This is a genomic window from Pseudomonas sp. S11P7 (assembly GCF_023195435.1).
GTDB lineage: Bacteria > Pseudomonadota > Gammaproteobacteria > Pseudomonadales > Pseudomonadaceae > Aquipseudomonas > Aquipseudomonas fluorescens_G.
The window spans coordinates 1,702,533-1,722,651 of sequence record NZ_JALPKS020000002.1; the positions used below are offsets into that span (position 1 = coordinate 1,702,533).

Consider the following 20,119-nt stretch of genomic DNA (forward strand, 5'->3'; position numbering starts at 1 on the left):
TTCGGTCAACGTAAAGAATGAAGCCAGCTTCTCGTTACTAAGAACAGATCTGGATCAGACTTCGTCAGGGCTGCGCAGGTTGGTGACTGCGATTCGCTGTTCGCGGCGCTGTTCCTTTTGCGAAGGCATGTCGGCGCGATAGACGCCTTGATCACCAACGACCCAGGAAAGCGGACGACGCTCCTGTCCAATCGATTCCTGCAACAGCATCAAGCCTTGCAGAAATGCTTCCGGACGGGGCGGGCAGCCAGGTACGTAGACGTCCACGGGCAGGAACTTGTCCACGCCTTGAACCACGGAGTAGATGTCGTACATGCCACCGGAGTTGGCGCACGAACCCATGGAAATCACCCATTTCGGTTCGAGCATTTGCTCGTAGAGACGCTGAATGATCGGCGCCATCTTGATGAAGCAGGTACCGGCGATAACCATGAAGTCGGCCTGGCGCGGCGAGGCCCGGATCACTTCGGCGCCAAAGCGCGCGATGTCGTGGGGCGCCGTGAAGGCGGTGGTCATTTCCACGTAGCAGCACGACAGGCCGAAGTTGTACGGCCACAGGGAGTTTTTACGCCCCCAGTTGACCGCGCCACTCAGCACGTCTTCCAGCTTGCCCATGAAAATGTTTTTGTGGACTTGATCTTCTAACGGATCGGCAACGGTTTCCCGCTGGCCAATCGGATACTGCTCGTTAGGAGCATCGGGGTCGATCCTGGTGAGATTGTATTGCATTGCCAAAGCCTCATTGTTTCAGCTTCGCCTGCCGCTTGCGACGAGCTTCCGGAGCCCAGTCAAGGGCGCCCACTCGGAACAGGTAGACAAGACCTGCCAACAGAATTGCTATGAAAACGAGAGCTTCGACGAATCCGGTCCAGCCGCTTTCGCGGACGGACACAGACCATGCAAAGAGAAAGAGGGCTTCGATATCGAAGATCACGAAGAGCATCGCGACCAGATAGAATTTGGCTGAGAGCCGCAAGCGGGCGCCACCGGTAGGTAGCATGCCCGACTCGAACGGTTCGTTTTTGCTGCGACCCCAGGCTTTTGACCCGAGGAGGCTGGAGACGCCAAGCATGAAGGCGCAGAGGCCGACGACACCCAGAAGGAAAATGGCAAAGCCCCAGTTGTGGGCCATGAGTCCTGTCGCTTCGGGCATGCTGGTAATCCTTAACAGAGAGCAAAGGTCTCTGAGCTTGATAAAGAAATAAGGCAGTGACGATATGTCGCAGCAATCAATCGGGCTGATTTTATGGCTAAACACCCGGCAAGTAAAATTCCCGTAGCGAAATTATTTATTGGAATAAGGACATAGCGGCCCTCGAAACCCTTTCGGCCCAGGCTTTCCGGGCATCAGGCGGTTTTCCACGAATAATGTTTTGTTTGAGCGGTAATGATCATAGTTGCGGCTAAATGATAATTGATATCGTTTGAGCGGAATTTGGAACTGTTTATCGGGTGAGGGGCTGGGAAGTTGTCTTACTTGCGCGTTACTGCAAGTAGCAAAGCCTACCGTTGTAGCGGAAATTTCTGACGCTTGTGGCGCGTCAGATCAATGTTTTGACTCGCGGCTCGAAGACGAACCCTGTGGGAGCGAGCCTGCTCGCGAAGGCGTCGGGTCAGTCACCTTATATGCAAGCTGGCATTAAGCCTTCGCGAGCAGGCTCGCTCCTACAGGAGGGTTGAGGTGATTTGGCGATAGCTGCAGGCAAAAAAACGCCCCGAACCAGTCGGGGCGTCAGTCATGCGGCTCTGCGGTTAGCTTTTTATTCGATCCGCAAAGGCCGTTTGCTCAGCGAAGCGCTATCAGTGGAACTGTTCTTCTTCAGTCGAACCGGTCAGCGCGGTGACCGACGACGAGCCACCCTGGATCACGGTGGTCATGTCGTCGAAGTAGCCGGTGCCCACTTCCTGCTGGTGAGCCACGAAGGTGTAACCCTTGGCGGCGTCAGCGAATTCCTGCTCTTGCAGTTTCACGTAGGCAGTCATGTCGTTGCGGGCGTAGTCGTGCGCCAGGTTGAACATGCTGTGCCACATGTTGTGAATGCCGGCCAGGGTGATGAACTGGTGCTTGTAGCCCATGGCGGACAGTTCGCGCTGAAACTTGGCGATGGTCGCGTCGTCGAGGTTTTTCTTCCAGTTGAAGGAAGGCGAGCAGTTGTACGACAGCAGCTGGTCCGGGTATTCCTTTTTGATCGCTTCAGCGAAGCGACGGGCTTCTTCCAGATCCGGCTTGGCGGTTTCGCACCAGATCAGGTCGGCGTACGGCGCATAAGCCAGGCCACGGGCGATTGCCTGGTCCAGACCGGCGCGAACCTTGTAGAAACCTTCCTGGGTGCGCTCGCCAGTCACGAACGGCTGGTCGTACGGGTCGCAGTCGGACGTCAGCAGGTCCGCGGCGTTGGCATCGGTACGCGCCAGAATGATGGTCGGCGTGCCGGCAACGTCAGCCGCCAGACGCGCAGCGGTCAGTTTCTGTACGGCTTCCTGAGTCGGTACCAGTACCTTGCCGCCCATGTGGCCGCATTTTTTAACCGAAGCCAGCTGGTCTTCGAAGTGAACGCCGGCGGCGCCTGCTTCGATCATGCTCTTCATCAGCTCGTAAGCGTTCAGAACGCCGCCGAAACCGGCTTCAGCATCCGCCACGATCGGCGCGAAGTAGTCGATGTAGCCGTCGTCGCCCGGGTTCTTGCCGGCTTTCCACTGGATCTGGTCAGCACGACGGAACGAGTTGTTGATGCGCTTGACCACGGTCGGCACCGAGTCCACCGGGTACAGCGACTGGTCCGGGTACATCGATTCGGCGGAGTTGTTGTCCGCGGCCACTTGCCAGCCCGACAGGTAGATCGCCTGGATACCGGCTTTGACCTGCTGAACAGCCTGGCCACCGGTCAGGGCGCCCATGCAGTTGACGAAATCTTTCTCAGGACGGAAGGACGGCTTGGCACCCTGGGTCACCAGGTTCCACAGCTTCTCGGCGCCCATCTTTGCAAAGGTGTGCTCAGGCTGGACCGAGCCACGCAGACGGACCACGTCAGCAGCGGAGTAAGTGCGTGTCACGCCTTTCCAGCGCGGGTTCTCAGCCCAGTCTTTTTCGAGGGCTGCAATTTGCTGTTCGCGTGTCAGTGCCATGGAGATAAACCTCGTCGCGTCTTTATTGAAAAGTTGTTCTGCGGTGGAAAATTCCTGCGCTCGCTGACCAGAAGCTTAGGTGGTCAAGTCGGATTCGGCGGGGTAGGCGACGGGATGAACGATGGGCTCGAGGGGAAGTGAGCAGGTAGTGGCGCGGTGCGGGCGCATTCCGGCGTCGTGGGCCTTTATGCGGTCTGCAGCGTGAAGCCGGGTTACCTAAATACGCTTCCGTCCCTCGGGACAACTTCGTTCCAGTCGGCAACCTCGTCAAACACACCTTGTGGGCGGTACAGACACGAAACGGCTCGCTGGGTAGGTGCGGGCAGCGCTTCGAAGGCCCTTGCCAGGGCCTCTGATTAGCGGGAGCGAGGCCATCATGCCCGCGCTTTTTTTTCGCGTCAAACGTTTTGTAGTGCTTTTTTCAAGCACTACATCTTTCGTCTAATACGACTAATCAGTCAGTTTTCGGTGCTTTAGTCCAGTGCGTCGACTTTCACCCGCAGGGTCATGTCATCCCGGCCTTGAGTCGAGTAGCTGCGGGTCAGGCCCTGTTTATCGGCCTGAGTCTGGCGATTGACGCCGGCCAGGGTGATCCACTCACCGAGGCGTCCGCTGACGGTTGTGTCGGTGCTTTGCACGTTCACTACATCGGGACGTTCCTGGCTCATGCGGTCACGATTGGTACTGATCGCCAGATGGACAATGTCACCGGTGACGCTGGCGGTTACGTAGAAACCCTGGGTGACGTTGCGGTACTGCGTCTGGCTGTTGTAACCGCCGTAGGAATCGCTCTGAACGTTGGTGATCGGCACGCTTTGCCCGACCTGGATCAACGCCGGCATGCCGTCGGTGGCTTGCACTTGCTGCACGCCGCCTTCGCGGCTGGTCGTGCTGCGGCTGATGATGCGAGTCTGGTTCGGCTGGGCGCCGTTGACTGAATAACCTTCGTCGCCACGCCCATTGTTTTCATTGGTGTCGACGGTGATCAGCAAGCGCTTGGGCGCAGTGTCGAGCTGGCCGATCAGTGCCTTGAGCTCCTGAATCTTGTCCGGTTCAGCCTTGATGATCAGTTGATTGCCATAGGCGCTGACTTGCCCGTCCTTGCCGAGAAAGTCCTGTGCCATCGGCAGCATGTCGGCGCTGGTGCGGTAATTGAGCGGCACGATTTCTGTGGCTGCCAGCACCGAAAAGCTGCAGCCGAGCAGCAGGGTGGTGAGCAGGGTGCGTAGGGACATGTCCGTTATCTCCGCGTTCGAAAGGCTTGATATTGCCAGTTTGTCGGCCCGGGGTGGGGCAAGTTGAATCGTAGACAGCAAAACGCCCCGGCATCGTTGGATGGCGGGGCGTTTAGTGGTGTTCTCAAGGGCCCCTTCGCGAGCAGGCTCGCTCCCACATTGGATCTCGGCCGGACACCAAACTTGTGTTCACTGATTATCCCTTGTGGGAGCGAGCCTGCTCGCGAAGGCCGCGACGCGGTCTTAAGCCGAATGCCGAACCATGTCGACATGCGGAATCCCGGCTTCAAGGAATTCCTCGCTGACCAGGCTGAAGCCCAGGCGCTCGTAGAACGCCGTGGCTTGCACCTGCGCACTGAGCATTTGCTGCTTCAGGCCGCGCGCTTCGGCTTCGGCGATGACCGCTTGCATCAGTGCGTCGCCGACCTTCATCCCGCGCCAGTCTTTCAGCACGGAGACCCGGCCGATGTGCCCATCGGCCAGCAAGCGCGCGGTGCCGATCGGGAAGTCGCCTTCAAACGCCAGAAAATGCACGGCGGTCGCGTCGTCCGCGTCCCACTCAAGCTCGGGTGGCACCGATTGTTCGGCGATGAACACCGTTTCACGAATGCGCCGGATCTCGGCGTTGTCCTTTTGCCAGTCTGCGACACGAACGCGAATTTTATTCATCGGCGAACCCCAGGCTACCTTGCTTGACCAGTTCGCAAAGCAGGCTGCGACCGTCCTCGTCGTTCAGCCAGTCACCGACGTTATCGGCGTGCAAGGCGTCAGCGGCGCAGATCAGCTTCAGCAGTTCGCGCAGCTTGCCCGGCAGATAACGGCTCTGGCCGCTGGCGAACAGCAGCAGGTCGTCATCGACTTCCGACCAGGCCAGGCGCGCGCTCGGGTTGCGAATCAGCACGGCGCCGTCCTGCAGGGCGGCGAGGAAATCTTCCTCTTCGACGTCTTCCGGGCCGACCACCAGTTCCGGGTAGCGCGGCTCGGTCATGTACTGGCCGAACCAGGTCAGCAGCAGGCGCTCGTCGCTCATGTGTTCGGCGAGCAGGCTCTTCAGGCGGTCCAGCGCATCGTGTTGAATTTGGTGCGGGTCGGCGGCTGGCTTGGCGTCGGCGTCGGTGTAACGCTCTTCGTCAGTCAGGAACTGGCTGAGGAAGTCGGTGAAGTGGGTCAGCACTTCAGCGGCGCTCGGCGCGCGGAAGCCGACCGAGTAGGTCATGCAGTTGTCGACCGCAACGCCGCAGTGGGCCAGACGCGGCGGCAGGTAAAGCATGTCGCCCGGTTCCAGGACCCATTCTTCGGTCTGTTCGAATTCGGCGAGGATGCGCAGGTCGGCATGTTGCAGCAGCGGGCTCTCGGAATCGCACATCTGGCCGATTTTCCAGTTGCGCTTGCCGTGACCTTGCAGCAGGAAGACGTCGTAGTTATCGAAGTGCGGGCCAACGCTGCCACCGGGAGCGGCGAAGCTGATCATCACGTCGTCGACGCGCCAGCTCGGCAGAAAGCGGAAATTTTCCAGCAGCTCGCTGACTTCCGGCACGAACTGATCAACTGCCTGGACCAGCAAAGTCCATTCTTTTTCCGGCAGTTTGCTGAACTCGTCTTCAGCGAACGGGCCGCGACGCAGTTCCCATGGGCGCTCGCCGTGCTCGATGACCAGGCGCGATTCGACTTCTTCTTCCAGGGCGAGGCCGGCCAGTTCGTCGGCGTCGATCGGGCTTTCGAAGTCAGGAATGGCCTGACGGATCAGCAGCGGCTTTTTCTGCCAGTAGTCGCGCAGGAATTCGCGTGCCGTGAGGCCGCCCAGAAGTTGAAGAGGAATGTCGGAATTCATATGTAACCTATTGAAAAAAAGCACTTTTCAGACGGGAATAAAAACGCCCGGCGCGGCCGGGCGTCTTGAACGGGGCAAACGGTCGATCAGATGCGTTTGGCTTGTGCCACAGCATTGCCGATGTAGTTGGCCGGGGTCAGTTGCTTGAGCTCGGCTTTCGCTTCGGCTGGCATGTCCAGGCCATCGATGAAAGTCTGCAGTGCTTCAGGGCTGATGCCCTTGCCGCGGGTCAGTTCTTTCAGCTTTTCGTACGGATTTTCGATGTTGTAGCGGCGCATCACGGTCTGGATTGGCTCGGCCAACACTTCCCAGCAGGCGTCAAGGTCAGCGGCAATCTTCTGCTCGTTGAGTTCGAGTTTGCTGATGCCTTTGAGGCTGGCTTCGTAGGCGATCACGCTGTGGGCGAAGCCGACACCGAGGTTGCGCAGGACGGTGGAGTCGGTCAGGTCGCGCTGCCAGCGGGAGATCGGCAGTTTGCTCGCCAGGTGCTGGAACAGCGCATTGGCGATACCCAGGTTGCCTTCGGAGTTTTCGAAGTCGATCGGGTTGACCTTGTGCGGCATGGTCGACGAACCGATTTCGCCAGCGATGGTGCGCTGCTTGAAATAACCCAGGGAAATGTAGCCCCAGATGTCACGGTCGAAGTCGATCAGGATGGTGTTGAAGCGCGCGATCGCGTCGAACAGCTCGGCGATGTAGTCGTGCGGTTCGATCTGCGTGGTGTAGGGGTTGAAGCCCAGGCCCAGCTCGTCTTCGATGAAAGCGCGGGCGTTGGCTTCCCAGTCGATCTGCGGGTAGGCCGACAGGTGCGCGTTGTAGTTGCCGACAGCGCCGTTGATCTTGCCCAGCAGCGGTACGGCAGCGACTTGCGCGATCTGGCGCTCGAGACGGTAAACCACGTTGGCCAGTTCTTTGCCCAAGGTGGTCGGCGAGGCTGGTTGACCGTGGGTGCGCGACAGCATCGGCACGTCAGCGAAACGGATGGCCAGTTCGCGGATGGCGTTGGCGGTCTGGCGCATCAGCGGCAGCATCACGTCGTCACGGCCTTCACGCAGCATCAGTGCGTGGGACAGGTTGTTGATGTCTTCGCTGGTGCAGGCAAAGTGGATGAACTCGCTGACCTTGGCCAGCTCCGGCAGCTTGGCCGCCTGCTCCTTGAGCAGGTATTCGATCGCCTTGACGTCGTGGTTGGTGGTGCGCTCGATCTCTTTGACGCGCTCGGCGTGCTCCAGCGAGAAGTTTTCAGCCAGTTCATTGAGAACGGCGTTGGCCTCGGCGGAGAAGGCCGGCACTTCAGGGATACCGGCGTGGGCGGCCAGGCGCTGGAGCCAGCGCACTTCAACCAGAACGCGGGCACGGATCAGGCCGTACTCGCTGAAAATCGGGCGCAGGGCCTGGGTTTTGCCGGCGTAGCGGCCGTCAACAGGGGAAACCGCAGTGAGCGAAGAGAGCTGCATGGGGTGTTCTCGGACAGTCGGGCAACGAAATGGGGCGCGTATCATACATGAAAAAATCCGCCGGTCCGTCGCCAACTGACCGGCGTATTACGCGTTACAGACTACAAAACTGGTATTACGCGGCGTTTACTCGCTGCGCATCAGCGGATACAGCTCTTTAAGCAACTTGCGACGGCTGATCACTAATTGCCAGCGATGACCGCCAAGCTGGCGCCACAGACGCGCCGAACGGATCCCCGCCAACAGCAAGGCGCGAATCTTCGAGGCGTTGCTCGGTTGTTGCAGGTTGCGCATGTCGCCGTGCACCTGAATGCGTTGACGCAAGGTGCTCAGGGTGTCCTGATACAGCGCGCCGCACGCAGCGACCACGTTTTCGTGGGCCGGACCGAAGTGCTCAACCTGCGACTGGATCTGCGGCAAACGCTTGCTGATGGTGTCGAGCATGTCGTCGCGCTTGGCCAGTTGGCGTTCCAGGCCGAGCATCGACAGCGCATAACGCAGCGGCTCGCGCTGCAAGGTGCTCGGGTCGCGCTCCAAAGCGCCAATCAGCGCGCGATAGCCTTCACGCAGATTGATGTCATCGCCGCCGTACACGTCCAGCGTGTCTTTCGGGTCGCGCACCAGCAGGCTGCCGAGCATGCAGCTCAGGCCAGCCTCGTTGGTCTGGCCGGTCTTGGCAATGCGATCAACCAGCACGGCAGCGAGAAACACACCGCCCAGCGCCGTCAGTTGCTCCTGAGTCGGGCTCATGCCTGGCCGCTCCACGGTTCGGCGACTTCGATCACGCCACCGCCGAGGCAGATTTCACCGTCATAGAACACCACCGATTGGCCCGGCGTCACCGCGCGTTGCGGCTCGTCGAACACGGCGCGATAGCCGCTGGCGGTTTTCTCCAGGGTGCAGGCCTGATCGCTCTGGCGATAACGCACTTTGGCGGTCAGGCGCAGCGGCTGGCTTAGGTCGATCGGGTTGACCCAATAGATCTCCGAAGCAAGCAGGGCGCCGGAGAACAGCCACGGATGGTTGTTGCCCTGGCCGACGATCAGTTCGTTGACGTCCAGGTCCTTGCGCAGCACGTACCACGGTTCATCGCCGGCGTCTTTCAAGCCGCCGATGCCTAGGCCCTGGCGCTGACCGATGGTGTGGTACATCAAGCCGTGGTGACGGCCGATGACTTCGCCTTCGGTGGTTTTGATCTCGCCGGGTTGCGCCGGCAGGTATTGCTTGAGGAAGTCGCTGAAACGCCGCTCGCCGATGAAGCAGATCCCGGTGGAATCCTTCTTCTTGGCGGTGGCCAGCTCGTATTTCTCGGCAATTGCGCGCACTTCCGGTTTTTCCAGCTCACCGACCGGGAACAGCGTCTTGGCGATCTGTTCACCGCCCACCGCGTGCAGGAAGTAGCTCTGATCCTTGTTCGGATCGAGGCCCTTGAGCAGTTCGGTGTGGCCATCGATGTCGCGGCGGCGCACATAGTGGCCGGTGGCGATCAGGTCGGCGCCGAGCATCATCGCGTAGTCGAGGAACGCTTTGAACTTGATTTCGCGGTTACACAGGATGTCCGGGTTCGGCGTGCGTCCGGCCTTGTATTCGGCCAGGAAGTGCTCGAACACGTTGTCCCAGTACTCAGCGGCGAAGTTGGCCGTGTGCAGTTTGATACCGATCTTGTCGCAGACAGCCTGAGCATCCGCCAGGTCGTCCATGGCAGTGCAGTATTCCGTTCCGTCGTCTTCTTCCCAGTTCTTCATGAACAGGCCTTCCACTTCATACCCCTGCTCGATCAGCAGGAGAGCGGAAACGGAAGAGTCCACGCCGCCGGACATGCCGACAATGACGCGCTTCTTGGATGTGTCAGAAGGGGCTGGATCACGCATAGGGATTCAATGAGTGTCTTGGAAAAGGGCGCGATTCTAGCAGGCTCGCGGCCGCAAGGCTAAAGGGAAGGGCGGATCAGTTCGAGGCTGAAGTGATGACCGGCCAGATAATCGTCGATGCAGCGCATGATCAACTCGCTGCGCCAGTTGTCCCGCTGGGCCAATAATTCGTCGCGGCTCAGCCACTTGGCGCCGAGGATGCCGTCGTCAAGCTGATAGTCCGGGTGGTGTTTGACGGCTTTGGCGCTGAAGCAAACACGCTGGTAAGTCACGCCGTTGCTCGGCGCGGTGTACAGGTAAATACCGATGACACCGGTGGGCTCGACATCCCAGCCGGTTTCTTCGAGGGTTTCGCGCACGGCGGCTTCGATCAGCGTTTCATCCGGGTCGAGATGCCCGGCGGGCTGATTGAGCACGTTGCGCCCGGCCTTGTGCTCTTCGACCATCAGGAAGCGACCATTGTCCTCGACAATGGTGGCGACGGTGATGTGGGGAGCCATTCCATAAAATCATCCTCAATCTATTGGTTAAACCCCAATCCCTGTGGGAGCTGGCTTGTCGGAACGCCGCATCGCAGCGATAGCGGTGGGTCAGTCACCATCCATGCTGGATGATAAACCGCCATCGCTGGCAAGCCAGCTCCCACAGGGTTTTGTGCTAATCACAAAGTCTGGAAACACAAACCCCGGCACAGGGCCGGGGTTCGTTTGCCGCACTACAACCTTAAACCAGCGCAGCAATCGCCGCGTTGAAGGTTGCGCTCGGGCGCATGGCCTGGCTGATCAGCTCGGCGTCGGCGTGGTAGTAACCGCCGATGTCGACTGGCTTGCCCTGAACGGCGTTGAGCTCGGCAACGATGGTCGCCTCGTTCTCGGTCAGGGTTTTGGCCAGCGTCGCGAACTGCGATTGCAGTGCAGCGTCTTCGGTCTGGGCAGCCAGAGCCTGAGCCCAGTACATCGCCAGATAGAAGTGGCTGCCGCGGTTGTCGATGTTGCCGACTTTGCGCGATGGCGACTTGTTGTTGTCGAGGAACTGGCCGGTGGCCTGGTCCAGGGTTTTCGACAGCACCAGTGCTTTCGGGTTGTTGTAGTTCACACCCAGATGCTCGAGGGAAGCGGCGAGGGCGAGGAACTCACCCAGCGAATCCCAGCGCAGGAAGTTTTCTTCAACCAGTTGCTGCACGTGCTTTGGAGCCGAACCGCCAGCGCCGGTTTCGAACAGGCCACCGCCGTTCATCAGCGGCACGATCGACAGCATCTTGGCGCTGGTGCCCAGTTCCATGATCGGGAACAGGTCGGTCAGGTAGTCGCGCAGTACGTTGCCGGTCACCGAAATGGTGTCCTTGCCTTCGCGGGTGCGCTGCAGGGTGTACTTCATGGCATCGACCGGCGCCATGATCTGGATGTCCAGACCGGCGGTGTCGTGATCCTTCAGGTACGCCTGAACCTTCTCGATCACCACGCCGTCGTGAGCGCGCATCGGGTCGAGCCAGAAGATCGCCGGGGTGCTGCTGGCGCGAGCGCGGTTGACGGCCAGTTTCACCCAGTCCTGGATCGGCGCGTCTTTGGTCTGGCACATGCGGAAGATGTCGCCGGCTTCAACAGCCTGCTCCATCAGCACGATGCCTTTGCTGTCGGTCACGCGAACCACGCCGTCAGCCTTGATCTGGAAGGTCTTGTCGTGCGAGCCGTACTCTTCGGCTTTCTTCGCCATCAGGCCGACGTTCGGCACGCTGCCCATGGTGGTCGGATCGAAAGCGCCATTGGCTTTGCAGTCTTCGATCACGGCCTGATAGATGGTCGCGTAGCAACGATCCGGGATCACTGCCTTGGTGTCGTGCAGTTGACCATCGGTGCCCCACATCTTGCCGGAGTCACGGATCATGGCGGGCATCGAGGCGTCAACGATGACGTCGCTCGGCACGTGCAGGTTGGTGATGCCCTTGTCGGAGTTGACCATCGCCAGCGCTGGACGCACAGCGTAGACCGCAGCCATGTCCGCTTCGATCTGCGCTTGCTGCGCGGCCGGCAGCGCTTTGATGCGCGCGTACAGGTCGCCGATGCCGTTGTTCAGGTTGAAGCCGATTTCGGCCAGCACGTCAGCATGCTTGGTCAACGCGTCTTTGTAGTACTCGGCAACGATCTGGCCGAACATGATCGGGTCGGAGACCTTCATCATGGTCGCTTTCAGGTGCACCGAGAGCAGCACGCCCTGAGCCTTGGCGCTTTCGATTTCAGCAGCGATGAACGCGCGCAGGGCGTTTTTGCTCATCACGGCGCAGTCGAGGATCTCGCCGGCCTGAACGGTGGTTTTTTCTTTCAGAACGGTTGCAGTACCGTCCTTGGCGATCAGTTCGATCTTCACGGCGTCAGCGGCGTCGATCAGGGCGGCTTTTTCGCTGCCGTAGAAATCGCCGGTGCTCATGTGAGCGACGTGGGACTTGGAGTCTTTGGCCCAGGCGCCCATCTTGTGCGGGTGCTTGCGTGCGTAGTTCTTCACCGACAGCGGAGCGCGACGGTCGGAGTTGCCTTCACGCAGCACCGGGTTCACAGCGCTGCCCTTGACCTTGTCGTAACGCGCCTTGGCTTCTTTGTCGGCGTCGCTGGTCACGGTTTCCGGGTAGTCCGGCAGGTTGTAGCCCTGCGCCTGCAGCTCTTTGATCGCGGCTTGCAGTTGCGGCACCGAAGCGCTGATGTTCGGCAGCTTGATGATGTTGGCTTCAGGCGTAACGGCCAGTTCGCCCAGTTCGGCAAGGTGGTCGGCTACGGCTTTGTCGCCCAGTTGCTCGGGGAAGCTTGCCAGAATGCGCGCTGCAAGAGAGATATCGCGGGTTTCCACGGCGATATCGGCCGAGGCGGTGTAAGCCTCGATGATCGGCAGCAGGGAATAGGTGGCGAGGGCAGGAGCTTCGTCGGTGAAGGTATAGATGATCTTCGAGCGGGTGGGCATATTCGGATTAACTCTCTCTTCTTTGCTAAAGCGTGCGCAGAAACTCGAGGGGCGCCGGGTAAGCGCGTTCGTTCAAAGTCATCCATGAACCGAATGTCGAGATTCTTCGCGGTGATGTTGGGTGCATCAGTAGAGCGTCAAGCAGTCAGGCTGCGGTAACAACCCGACCAATCAGGCGGAAAGTCTCGTGCTAGAGAGGCCAGCCGTCGTGACCCTGTGGTCAGCGGGCGGCATTATACATAGGTAGCTGGCAATCTGCCGATGGTTCATATGCAACGATTCTCGTCCATTGGTCTAAAGGTCGCAGGGCAGGGTTGGGCAAAGACTCGTTACGAATGCTGGAGTTTGGCGCTTTTCCCTTTGCTTTCAGGCTTGTACGAAACGAGATGTGCGCGGCGGCGGAACATAGGGTTTGCGTGTTGATTCAACTGGGTTACGCTCGAAGCAAGCCAGGTGTTCAATCCAAACAATGGAGTTCAGCATGGGTTACAAGAAGATTCAGGTTCCAGCCGTCGGCGACAAAATCACCGTCAATGCAGACCATTCTCTCAATGTTCCTGATAACCCGGTCATCCCCTTCATCGAAGGTGACGGCATTGGTGTCGACATCAGTCCGGTGATGATCAAGGTTGTCGATGCTGCTGTTGAAAAGGCCTACGGCGGCAAGCGCAAGATTTCCTGGATGGAAGTCTACGCCGGGGAAAAAGCCACCCAGGTTTATGATCAGGACACCTGGCTGCCGCAGGAAACCCTCGACGCGGTCAAGGATTATGTCGTTTCCATCAAGGGCCCGCTGACCACCCCGGTCGGTGGCGGCATCCGCTCGCTGAACGTGGCCCTGCGTCAGCAACTCGACCTCTACGTCTGCCTGCGCCCGGTGCGCTGGTTCGAAGGCGTGCCTAGCCCGGTGAAAAAGCCTGGCGACGTCGACATGACCATCTTCCGCGAGAACTCCGAAGACATCTACGCAGGCATCGAGTGGAAGGCCGGTTCGCCGGAAGCCACCAAGGTGATCAAATTCCTTAAAGAAGAAATGGGCGTCACCAAGATCCGTTTCGACGAAAACTGCGGCATCGGCGTCAAGCCGGTTTCCCGCGAAGGCACCAAGCGTCTGGCGCGCAAGGCTCTGCAGTATGTGGTCGATAACGATCGCGATTCGCTGACCATCGTGCACAAAGGCAACATCATGAAGTTCACCGAAGGTGCCTTCAAGGAATGGGCCTACGAGGTGGCGGCGGAAGAATTCGGCGCGACCCTGCTCGACGGCGGTCCGTGGATGCAGTTCAAGAACCCGAAAACCGGCAAGAACGTGGTGGTCAAGGACGCCATTGCCGACGCCATGCTTCAGCAGATCCTGCTGCGTCCGGCCGAATACGATGTGATCGCGACCCTTAACCTCAACGGCGACTACCTGTCCGACGCCCTGGCGGCAGAAGTGGGCGGTATCGGTATTGCACCGGGCGCCAACCTGTCCGACACCGTGGCGATGTTCGAAGCGACCCACGGTACCGCGCCGAAGTATGCCGGCAAAGATCAGGTCAACCCTGGCTCGCTGATTCTTTCGGCCGAAATGATGCTGCGACACATGGGCTGGACCGAAGCGGCCGATCTGATCATCAAGGGCACCAACGGTGCGATCGGGGCGAAGACTGTGACGTATGACTTTGAGCGCTTGATGGAGGGGGCCAAGCTGGTTTCGTCTTCGGGCTTTGGGGATGCGTTGATTTCGCATATGTAAAACGCGGATACACAAAAACCGCCTGACTCATCCAAGGGTCAGGCGGTTTTTTATTATCGAGAGTATTCCCAGAGAGTCGGTCAGCTCATCGCTTTGGCAGCCGCGGCAGCCGCGGCAGCAGCAGCGCCCACTGCAGCGCCTTCGGCGGCACTGGCTGGTTTCTCGATCACAGGTTTGATGCCTACGGCATGCAGCCCTTTGGGGCCTTGAACAATCGTGAAAACCACGGCCTGTCCGGCCTTGAGGGTTTTGTAGCCATCCATGTCAATCGCGGAGTAGTGCGCGAAGAAATCGATGTCTTTACCATCTTCATCGCGGCCTGCACGAGCGTCGGTGTTGATGAAACCGAATCCCTTGGCATTGTTGAACCATTTCACCTTGCCGACAACCATGCTCAAATCCCTCTGCAACAGTCTCCATCGCTGGAGTATCATCCCGTTCATCCGCAATCGAATTCGATAAAAGAATTGACTCCGCGGATCTTTTTTACCCACTGTGGGCTCTATTGGTTGTAACACCGTTTTCCCGATAGTCAAGGTGACCGGGCAGTCGGAGTTGAAAACGCAGGCAGCCGCCCCCACCACTGTATTTGCACAACTGACGAACCTTTCTTTCCATGCATGCAATCAGCCAGATTCGACTAACATTCAATCAGGATCGCCCGCTTCTCCAAAAGGATCTTCCACAGGAGCACGACGACGATTCGGCAGGCGTTGCTGTTCAGGAAGCAAAGCCTGCTTTACAGGCGCCGCCAATGTACAAGGTGGTTTTGTTCAACGATGACTACACACCGATGGATTTCGTCGTCGAAGTGCTCGAGGTGTTTTTTAACCTGAATCGCGAGCTGGCGACCAAGGTCATGCTGGCCGTCCATACAGAAGGGCGGGCAGTATGTGGAGTGTTTACCCGCGACATCGCCGAGACAAAGGCCATGCAGGTCAACCAGTACGCCAGGGAAAGCCAGCATCCGCTACTCTGTGAAATCGAGAAGGACGGTTAATCGCCGACCACTTGGGTATGAGGTGAAGCTATGTTAAACCGCGAGCTCGAAGTCACCCTCAATCTAGCCTTCAAGGAGGCTCGTTCGAAGCGTCATGAGTTCATGACCGTCGAACATCTCCTGTTGGCCCTATTGGACAATGAGGCTGCCGCCACCGTTTTGCGTGCCTGCGGCGCGAACCTCGACAAACTCAAGCACGACCTGCAGGAGTTCATCGACTCCACCACGCCATTGATCCCCGTCCATGACGAAGATCGCGAAACCCAGCCAACCCTGGGCTTCCAGCGTGTCCTGCAACGTGCTGTTTTCCACGTACAGAGCTCGGGCAAACGCGAAGTGACTGGCGCCAATGTGCTGGTCGCCATCTTCAGTGAGCAAGAGAGTCAGGCCGTATTCCTGCTGAAACAGCAGAGCGTTGCGCGCATTGATGTCGTCAACTACATCGCCCACGGCATCTCCAAAGTGCCGGGGCATGGCGATCACTCTGAAGGTGAACAAGATATGCAGGACGACGAGGGCGGTGAGTCTTCTTCTTCAGGCAATCCTCTGGATGCTTATGCGAGCAACCTCAACGAGCTCGCGCGCCAGGGTCGTATCGATCCGCTGGTCGGCCGCGAATCGGAAGTCGAGCGTGTTGCGCAGATTCTCGCGCGGCGGCGCAAAAACAATCCGCTGCTGGTCGGCGAGGCAGGCGTGGGTAAAACCGCGATTGCGGAAGGTCTGGCCAAGCGCATTGTCGACAATCAGGTGCCGGACCTGCTGGCCAACAGCGTCGTCTACTCGCTGGACCTTGGCGCTCTGCTGGCAGGCACCAAGTACCGCGGTGATTTCGAGAAGCGTTTCAAGGCGCTGCTCAATGAACTGAAAAAGCGTCCGCAGGCGATCCTGTTCATCGACGAGATCCACACCATTATTGGTGCCGGCGCTGCGTCCGGTGGCGTTATGGACGCCTCTAACCTGCTCAAGCCGCTGCTGTCGTCTGGCGACATTCGTTGCATCGGTTCGACCACGTTCCAGGAGTTCCGCGGCATCTTCGAGAAGGATCGTGCGCTGGCGCGTCGCTTCCAGAAGGTCGATGTCGTCGAGCCGTCGGTGGAAGACACCATCGGCATCCTGCGTGGTCTCAAAGGCCGTTTCGAGCAGCACCACAACATCGAGTACAGCGATGAGTCGTTGCGCGCCGCTGCCGAACTGGCTTCGCGCTACATCAACGACCGGCACATGCCGGACAAGGCCATCGATGTGATCGACGAGGCGGGCGCCTATCAGCGTCTGCAACCGGTCGAGATGCGCGTCAAGCGTATCGAAGTGCCGCAGGTCGAAGATATCGTGGCGAAAATCGCGCGGATTCCACCGAAGCACGTCACCAGTTCCGACAAGGAGCTGCTGCGTAATCTGGAGCGTGACCTGAAGCTGACGGTGTTCGGTCAGGACGCAGCGATCGATTCGCTGTCGACTGCAATCAAATTGTCACGCGCCGGGCTCAAGTCGCCGGACAAGCCGGTCGGTTCGTTCCTGTTTGCTGGGCCGACCGGTGTTGGTAAAACCGAGGCCGCGCGGCAGTTGGCCAAGGCCTTGGGGATTGAGCTGGTTCGTTTCGACATGTCCGAGTACATGGAGCGTCACACCGTCTCGCGTCTGATCGGTGCGCCTCCAGGCTATGTCGGCTTTGATCAGGGCGGTCTGTTGACCGAAGCGATCACCAAACAGCCGCATTGCGTACTGCTGCTCGATGAAATCGAGAAAGCGCACCCGGAAGTCTTCAACCTGCTGTTGCAGGTCATGGACCACGGCACGCTGACCGACAACAACGGGCGCAAGGCGGACTTCCGCAACGTAATCGTGATCATGACCACCAACGCCGGTGCCGAAACGGCGGCGCGCGCTTCGATCGGTTTCACCCATCAGGACCACTCGTCCGATGCGATGGAAGTGATCAAGAAGAGCTTTACGCCGGAATTCCGCAACCGTCTGGACACCATTATCCAGTTTGGTCGCCTCAGTCATGAGGTCATCAAGAGCGTGGTGGACAAGTTCCTTACCGAGCTTCAGGCGCAGCTGGAAGACAAGCGCGTGTTGCTTGAGGTGACCGATGCGGCGCGCAGTTGGCTGGCGGCGGGTGGTTACGACTCGGCAATGGGCGCACGTCCAATGGCGCGTCTGATCCAGGACAAGATCAAGCGTCCGCTGGCGGAAGAGATTCTGTTTGGCGAACTGGCCGAGCATGGCGGTGTGGTGCACATCGACATCAAGGATGGCGAGTTGACGTTTGACTTCGAGACTACGGCGGAAATGGCCTGACGGCTGTGGTTTAAGAGGGCGCCTTCGGGCGCCTTTCTTTGTCTCGGGATTGGGGGTATATCCGTTGCTGCGGGTGTTGCTTCTGGCGGTTTCGCCTGACGGCGACTTACTTTTTTACAAGCGCCAAAAAAGTAAGCAAAAAACGCTTGCTCCTACGTACGGCCCTCGCAAGCTCGGGTTCCTTCGCTCCGGGACTGATCCGGGCGCAGCGGCTACGGTTTGCTTCGCTGCACCTCCTTCCGCTGTGTCTGGCTGCGCCAGACGGTCGCTGCGCTCCCACACCCGGATCAATCCCTCCACTCAGCCTTCCGACGTCGCCGGTGGATCAAGATCAAAAGCAGGCGAGCTGACACTCGGCCTATTGAGTGGTGAGAAGCGTCGCATGGATTTTGATTTGTGGTGTGGCTGCCCCTCACCCCAGCCCTCTCCCGAGGGAGAGGGAGCCGATCGTTGTGCTTTTCAAATTTTGCGTACGACTCGGTATTTCATGTCTGCGTAACTCTTCCAACCACCTCGGTCAGTTCCCTCTCCCTCCGGGAGAGGGCTAGGGTGAGGGGCTTTTGACGTTGCTTTTGATCTTCGAGCAATTCAAGCGCAGCCGCAGCAAACGGCTGCACCCAAACCCCAGACACAAAAACGCCCGGCTAAAAGCCGGGCGTTTTGTATTGACTTGATTAGCGAGCGCGGTAGGTGATGCGCCCTTTGCTCAAGTCATAGGGCGTCAGTTCGACGCGCACTTTGTCACCGGTAAGAATACGAATGTAGTTCTTGCGCATCTTGCCGGAAATATGCGCGGTTACGACGTGCCCATTTTCCAACTCCACACGAAACATGGTGTTGGGCAGGGTGTCGACGACAGTGCCTTCCATTTCGAAGCTGTCTTCTTTCGACATGCAGTAAAGCCCTCGGTATCCAGTGAATGGCCCGGTGCAACTGCGCCAGGCAAAAGCGGCGTGCATTGTGCCCGAAAAATGGGGTTTACGCCAAGGGGTTTGAGCTTTTGCTTTAGTTGAGGATGACCCAGCGCTGGTTGATCAGCAGTTCGATAGGGCGATATTGGGTCTTGTAGTTCATCTTTTTGCAGTTCTTGATCCAATAGCCGAGGTAGACCGCCTCAAGCCCCAGGCGCTGGCTCTCGGCGATTTGCCAGAGGATCGCGAAACGTCCCAGGCTGCGGCGTTCTTCGGCCGGTTCGTAAAAGGTGTAGACCGCCGAGAGGCCGTTAGGCAGCAAATCGGTCACTGCTACCGCCAGCAACCGTCCGTCGAGTCGGAACTCGTAGAAGCGCGAGAAGGGCAGGTCGCGGACCAGAAAGGTCGAAAACTGATCGCGGCTCGGCGGGTACATGTCGCCGTCGGCGTGGCGTTGTTCGATGTAGCGCTGGTAGAGGTCGAAATATTCTTCGCTGAATTGCGGTTTGGCCGGACGCACCTGCAAATCGGCGTTGCGTTTGAAAATGCGTTTTTGCTGGCGGTTGGGCAGGAACTGCGCCACCGGTATGCGCGCAGGTACGCACGCATTGCAATTCTGGCAATGGGGGCGGTACAGATGATCGCCGCTGCGACGAAAGCCCATTTCCGACAGGTCTGCGTAGACATGCACATCCATGGGCTGGCTCGGATCGAGAAACAGGGTCGTAGCCTGCTCCTCGGGCAGATAACTGCAAGAGTGGGGCTGAGTGGCATAGAACTTCAGGCGCGCCAACTCGGTCATGAATCAACCCTCGGAATAAGCTGGTGGATTAAGTGTAAGCCACCTGCGCAAAAGTCGCTCAGCAAACCCAGCTTGCCTGATTGGGTTGATCCAGATGGCGTGCCAGATAGTCGGCAAATTGCTCGCGGGGAATCGCTCGTGCACCGAAGCTGTGCAGATGATCGGTCGGCATCTGGCAATCGATCAGCACAAAACCCGCTTCTCTGAGGTGGCGCACCAGTGTGGCGAAGCCATATTTGGAGGCATTGTCGGCGCGGCTGAACATTGATTCACCGAAAAACAGCTGCCCCATCGCCAGGCCGTACAGGCCGCCGACCAGTTCGCCCTGATCGCGCACTTCCACCGAATGGGCAAAGCCGCGACGATGCAGTTCGATGTAGGCGTCCTGCATGGCCTCGGTGATCCAGGTGCCATCGGCGTAATCCCGTGGCGCGGCGCAGGCGCGAATCACGGCTTCGAAATCCTGATCGAAGGTCACTTGATAGCGTTCCTTGCGCAGCAGTTTGCCGAGGCTGCGCGAAACGTGCAGTTCGTCGGGAAACAGTACGGTGCGTGGATCCGGCGACCACCAGAGAATCGGCTGGCCTTCGGAAAACCACGGAAAGCAGCCATGACGATAAGCCTGGATCAGACGATCGGCAGACAGATCGCCACCGGCGGCGAGCAATCCGTTGGGCTCGCGCATGGCCTTTTCCAGTGGCGGGAAGGTCATCGAATTACGTTGTAACCAAGTCAGCATGGCATCCAGGCTTGCAGAAGGGGAGGGCGGGGCGCGCAGGCCACCGCGAAAGAGTTTGCCGCGAAACGGCGCTGATGTCCTGCACAGATGTTCGACGTAGTCAGTATTGAGCTGCAACTTGGTGTGTCGGTCGCGGTCGTAAACGACGCCGTGGCAGTG

The 20,119-nt window shown here is 58.9% G+C and carries 18 protein-coding genes; 3 read left to right on the top strand and 15 right to left on the bottom strand.

Annotated features, from left to right (window positions below; translation table 11 throughout):
• Positions 1–54: 54 nt before the first annotated feature.
• The 11 genes from M0746_RS07855 to M0746_RS07905 form a co-directional block, all read right to left on the bottom strand.
• Complete coding sequence (locus tag M0746_RS07855) at positions 55–729, bottom strand: NuoB/complex I 20 kDa subunit family protein (RefSeq protein ID WP_016775278.1); 675 nt, start codon at positions 727–729, stop codon at positions 55–57.
• A gap of 10 nt (positions 730–739) precedes the next feature.
• Positions 740–1,153, bottom strand: a complete 414-nt coding sequence (locus M0746_RS07860; RefSeq protein WP_003223812.1) for an NADH-quinone oxidoreductase subunit A — start codon at positions 1,151–1,153, stop codon at positions 740–742.
• A 647-nt stretch (positions 1,154–1,800) separates the two neighbouring features.
• Entirely contained in the window at positions 1,801–3,126 is a 1,326-nt protein-coding gene (gene aceA, locus M0746_RS07865) for an isocitrate lyase (protein ID WP_016775277.1), read from the bottom strand.
• Positions 3,127–3,599: 473 nt separating this feature from the next.
• Complete coding sequence (locus tag M0746_RS07870; protein ID WP_258448712.1) at positions 3,600–4,361, bottom strand: secretin N-terminal domain-containing protein; 762 nt, start codon at positions 4,359–4,361, stop codon at positions 3,600–3,602.
• Positions 4,362–4,604: 243 nt separating this feature from the next.
• Positions 4,605–5,030: a GNAT family N-acetyltransferase gene (locus tag M0746_RS07875; RefSeq protein WP_258448713.1), complete on the bottom strand. Its 426-nt coding sequence runs from the start codon at positions 5,028–5,030 to the stop codon at positions 4,605–4,607.
• Positions 5,023–6,192, bottom strand: coding sequence for a ribosomal protein uL16 3-hydroxylase (locus M0746_RS07880; protein WP_093100576.1), 1,170 nt, complete (start codon positions 6,190–6,192; stop codon positions 5,023–5,025). The genes M0746_RS07875 and M0746_RS07880 overlap by 8 nt, the downstream gene beginning before the upstream one ends.
• 86 nt (positions 6,193–6,278) lie before the next feature.
• On the bottom strand, positions 6,279–7,649 hold the full coding sequence (gene purB, locus M0746_RS07885) for an adenylosuccinate lyase (protein ID WP_003223822.1): 1,371 nt from the start codon (positions 7,647–7,649) through the stop codon (positions 6,279–6,281).
• Positions 7,650–7,775: 126 nt separating this feature from the next.
• Entirely contained in the window at positions 7,776–8,399 is a 624-nt protein-coding gene (gene hflD, locus M0746_RS07890) for a high frequency lysogenization protein HflD (RefSeq protein ID WP_090284360.1), read from the bottom strand.
• Positions 8,396–9,520 (bottom strand): tRNA 2-thiouridine(34) synthase MnmA, encoded by a 1,125-nt coding sequence (mnmA, locus tag M0746_RS07895; protein ID WP_258448714.1) that lies wholly within the window; start codon positions 9,518–9,520, stop codon positions 8,396–8,398. Before mnmA ends, hflD begins: the two co-directional genes overlap by 4 nt.
• Before the next feature lie 59 nt (positions 9,521–9,579).
• The gene (locus M0746_RS07900) at positions 9,580–10,020 is read right to left on the bottom strand and encodes an NUDIX hydrolase (RefSeq protein ID WP_258448715.1); all 441 of its coding nucleotides are present in this window, start codon (positions 10,018–10,020) and stop codon (positions 9,580–9,582) included.
• 223 nt (positions 10,021–10,243) lie between these two features.
• Positions 10,244–12,469, bottom strand: a complete 2,226-nt coding sequence (locus M0746_RS07905; protein ID WP_258448716.1) for an NADP-dependent isocitrate dehydrogenase — start codon at positions 12,467–12,469, stop codon at positions 10,244–10,246.
• Between the two features lie 481 nt (positions 12,470–12,950).
• Here M0746_RS07905 and icd point away from each other — a divergent pair, with 481 nt between their 5' ends.
• The gene (icd, locus tag M0746_RS07910) at positions 12,951–14,207 is read left to right on the top strand and encodes an NADP-dependent isocitrate dehydrogenase (RefSeq protein WP_258448717.1); all 1,257 of its coding nucleotides are present in this window, start codon (positions 12,951–12,953) and stop codon (positions 14,205–14,207) included.
• An 80-nt stretch (positions 14,208–14,287) separates the two neighbouring features.
• Here the strand turns inward: icd and M0746_RS07915 are convergent, their stop codons facing one another.
• Positions 14,288–14,599, bottom strand: a complete 312-nt coding sequence (locus tag M0746_RS07915; RefSeq protein ID WP_258448718.1) for a cold shock domain-containing protein — start codon at positions 14,597–14,599, stop codon at positions 14,288–14,290.
• A 224-nt stretch (positions 14,600–14,823) separates the two neighbouring features.
• Here M0746_RS07915 and clpS point away from each other — a divergent pair, with 224 nt between their 5' ends.
• Both clpS and clpA read left to right on the top strand, forming a co-directional pair.
• A complete protein-coding gene (clpS, locus tag M0746_RS07920; RefSeq protein WP_011334948.1) occupies positions 14,824–15,207 on the top strand; it encodes an ATP-dependent Clp protease adapter ClpS in 384 nt (127 codons plus the stop codon).
• A 30-nt stretch (positions 15,208–15,237) separates the two neighbouring features.
• Entirely contained in the window at positions 15,238–17,508 is a 2,271-nt protein-coding gene (gene clpA / locus M0746_RS07925) for an ATP-dependent Clp protease ATP-binding subunit ClpA (RefSeq protein ID WP_007964841.1), read from the top strand.
• A gap of 674 nt (positions 17,509–18,182) precedes the next feature.
• Here clpA and infA read toward each other — a convergent pair.
• The 3 genes from infA to aat all read right to left on the bottom strand — a co-directional run bounded on the left by infA (position 18,183) and on the right by aat (position 19,960).
• Entirely contained in the window at positions 18,183–18,401 is a 219-nt protein-coding gene (gene infA / locus M0746_RS07930) for a translation initiation factor IF-1 (protein WP_002553999.1), read from the bottom strand.
• 112 nt (positions 18,402–18,513) lie between these two features.
• Positions 18,514–19,221 carry an arginyltransferase gene (locus M0746_RS07935; RefSeq protein ID WP_090284349.1) on the bottom strand — a complete coding sequence of 236 codons (708 nt, stop codon included), beginning with the start codon at positions 19,219–19,221 and terminating at the stop codon, positions 18,514–18,516.
• Positions 19,222–19,279: 58 nt separating this feature from the next.
• Positions 19,280–19,960, bottom strand: coding sequence for a leucyl/phenylalanyl-tRNA--protein transferase (gene aat / locus M0746_RS07940; RefSeq protein ID WP_258448719.1), 681 nt, complete (start codon positions 19,958–19,960; stop codon positions 19,280–19,282).
• Positions 19,961–20,119 lie beyond the last annotated feature (159 nt).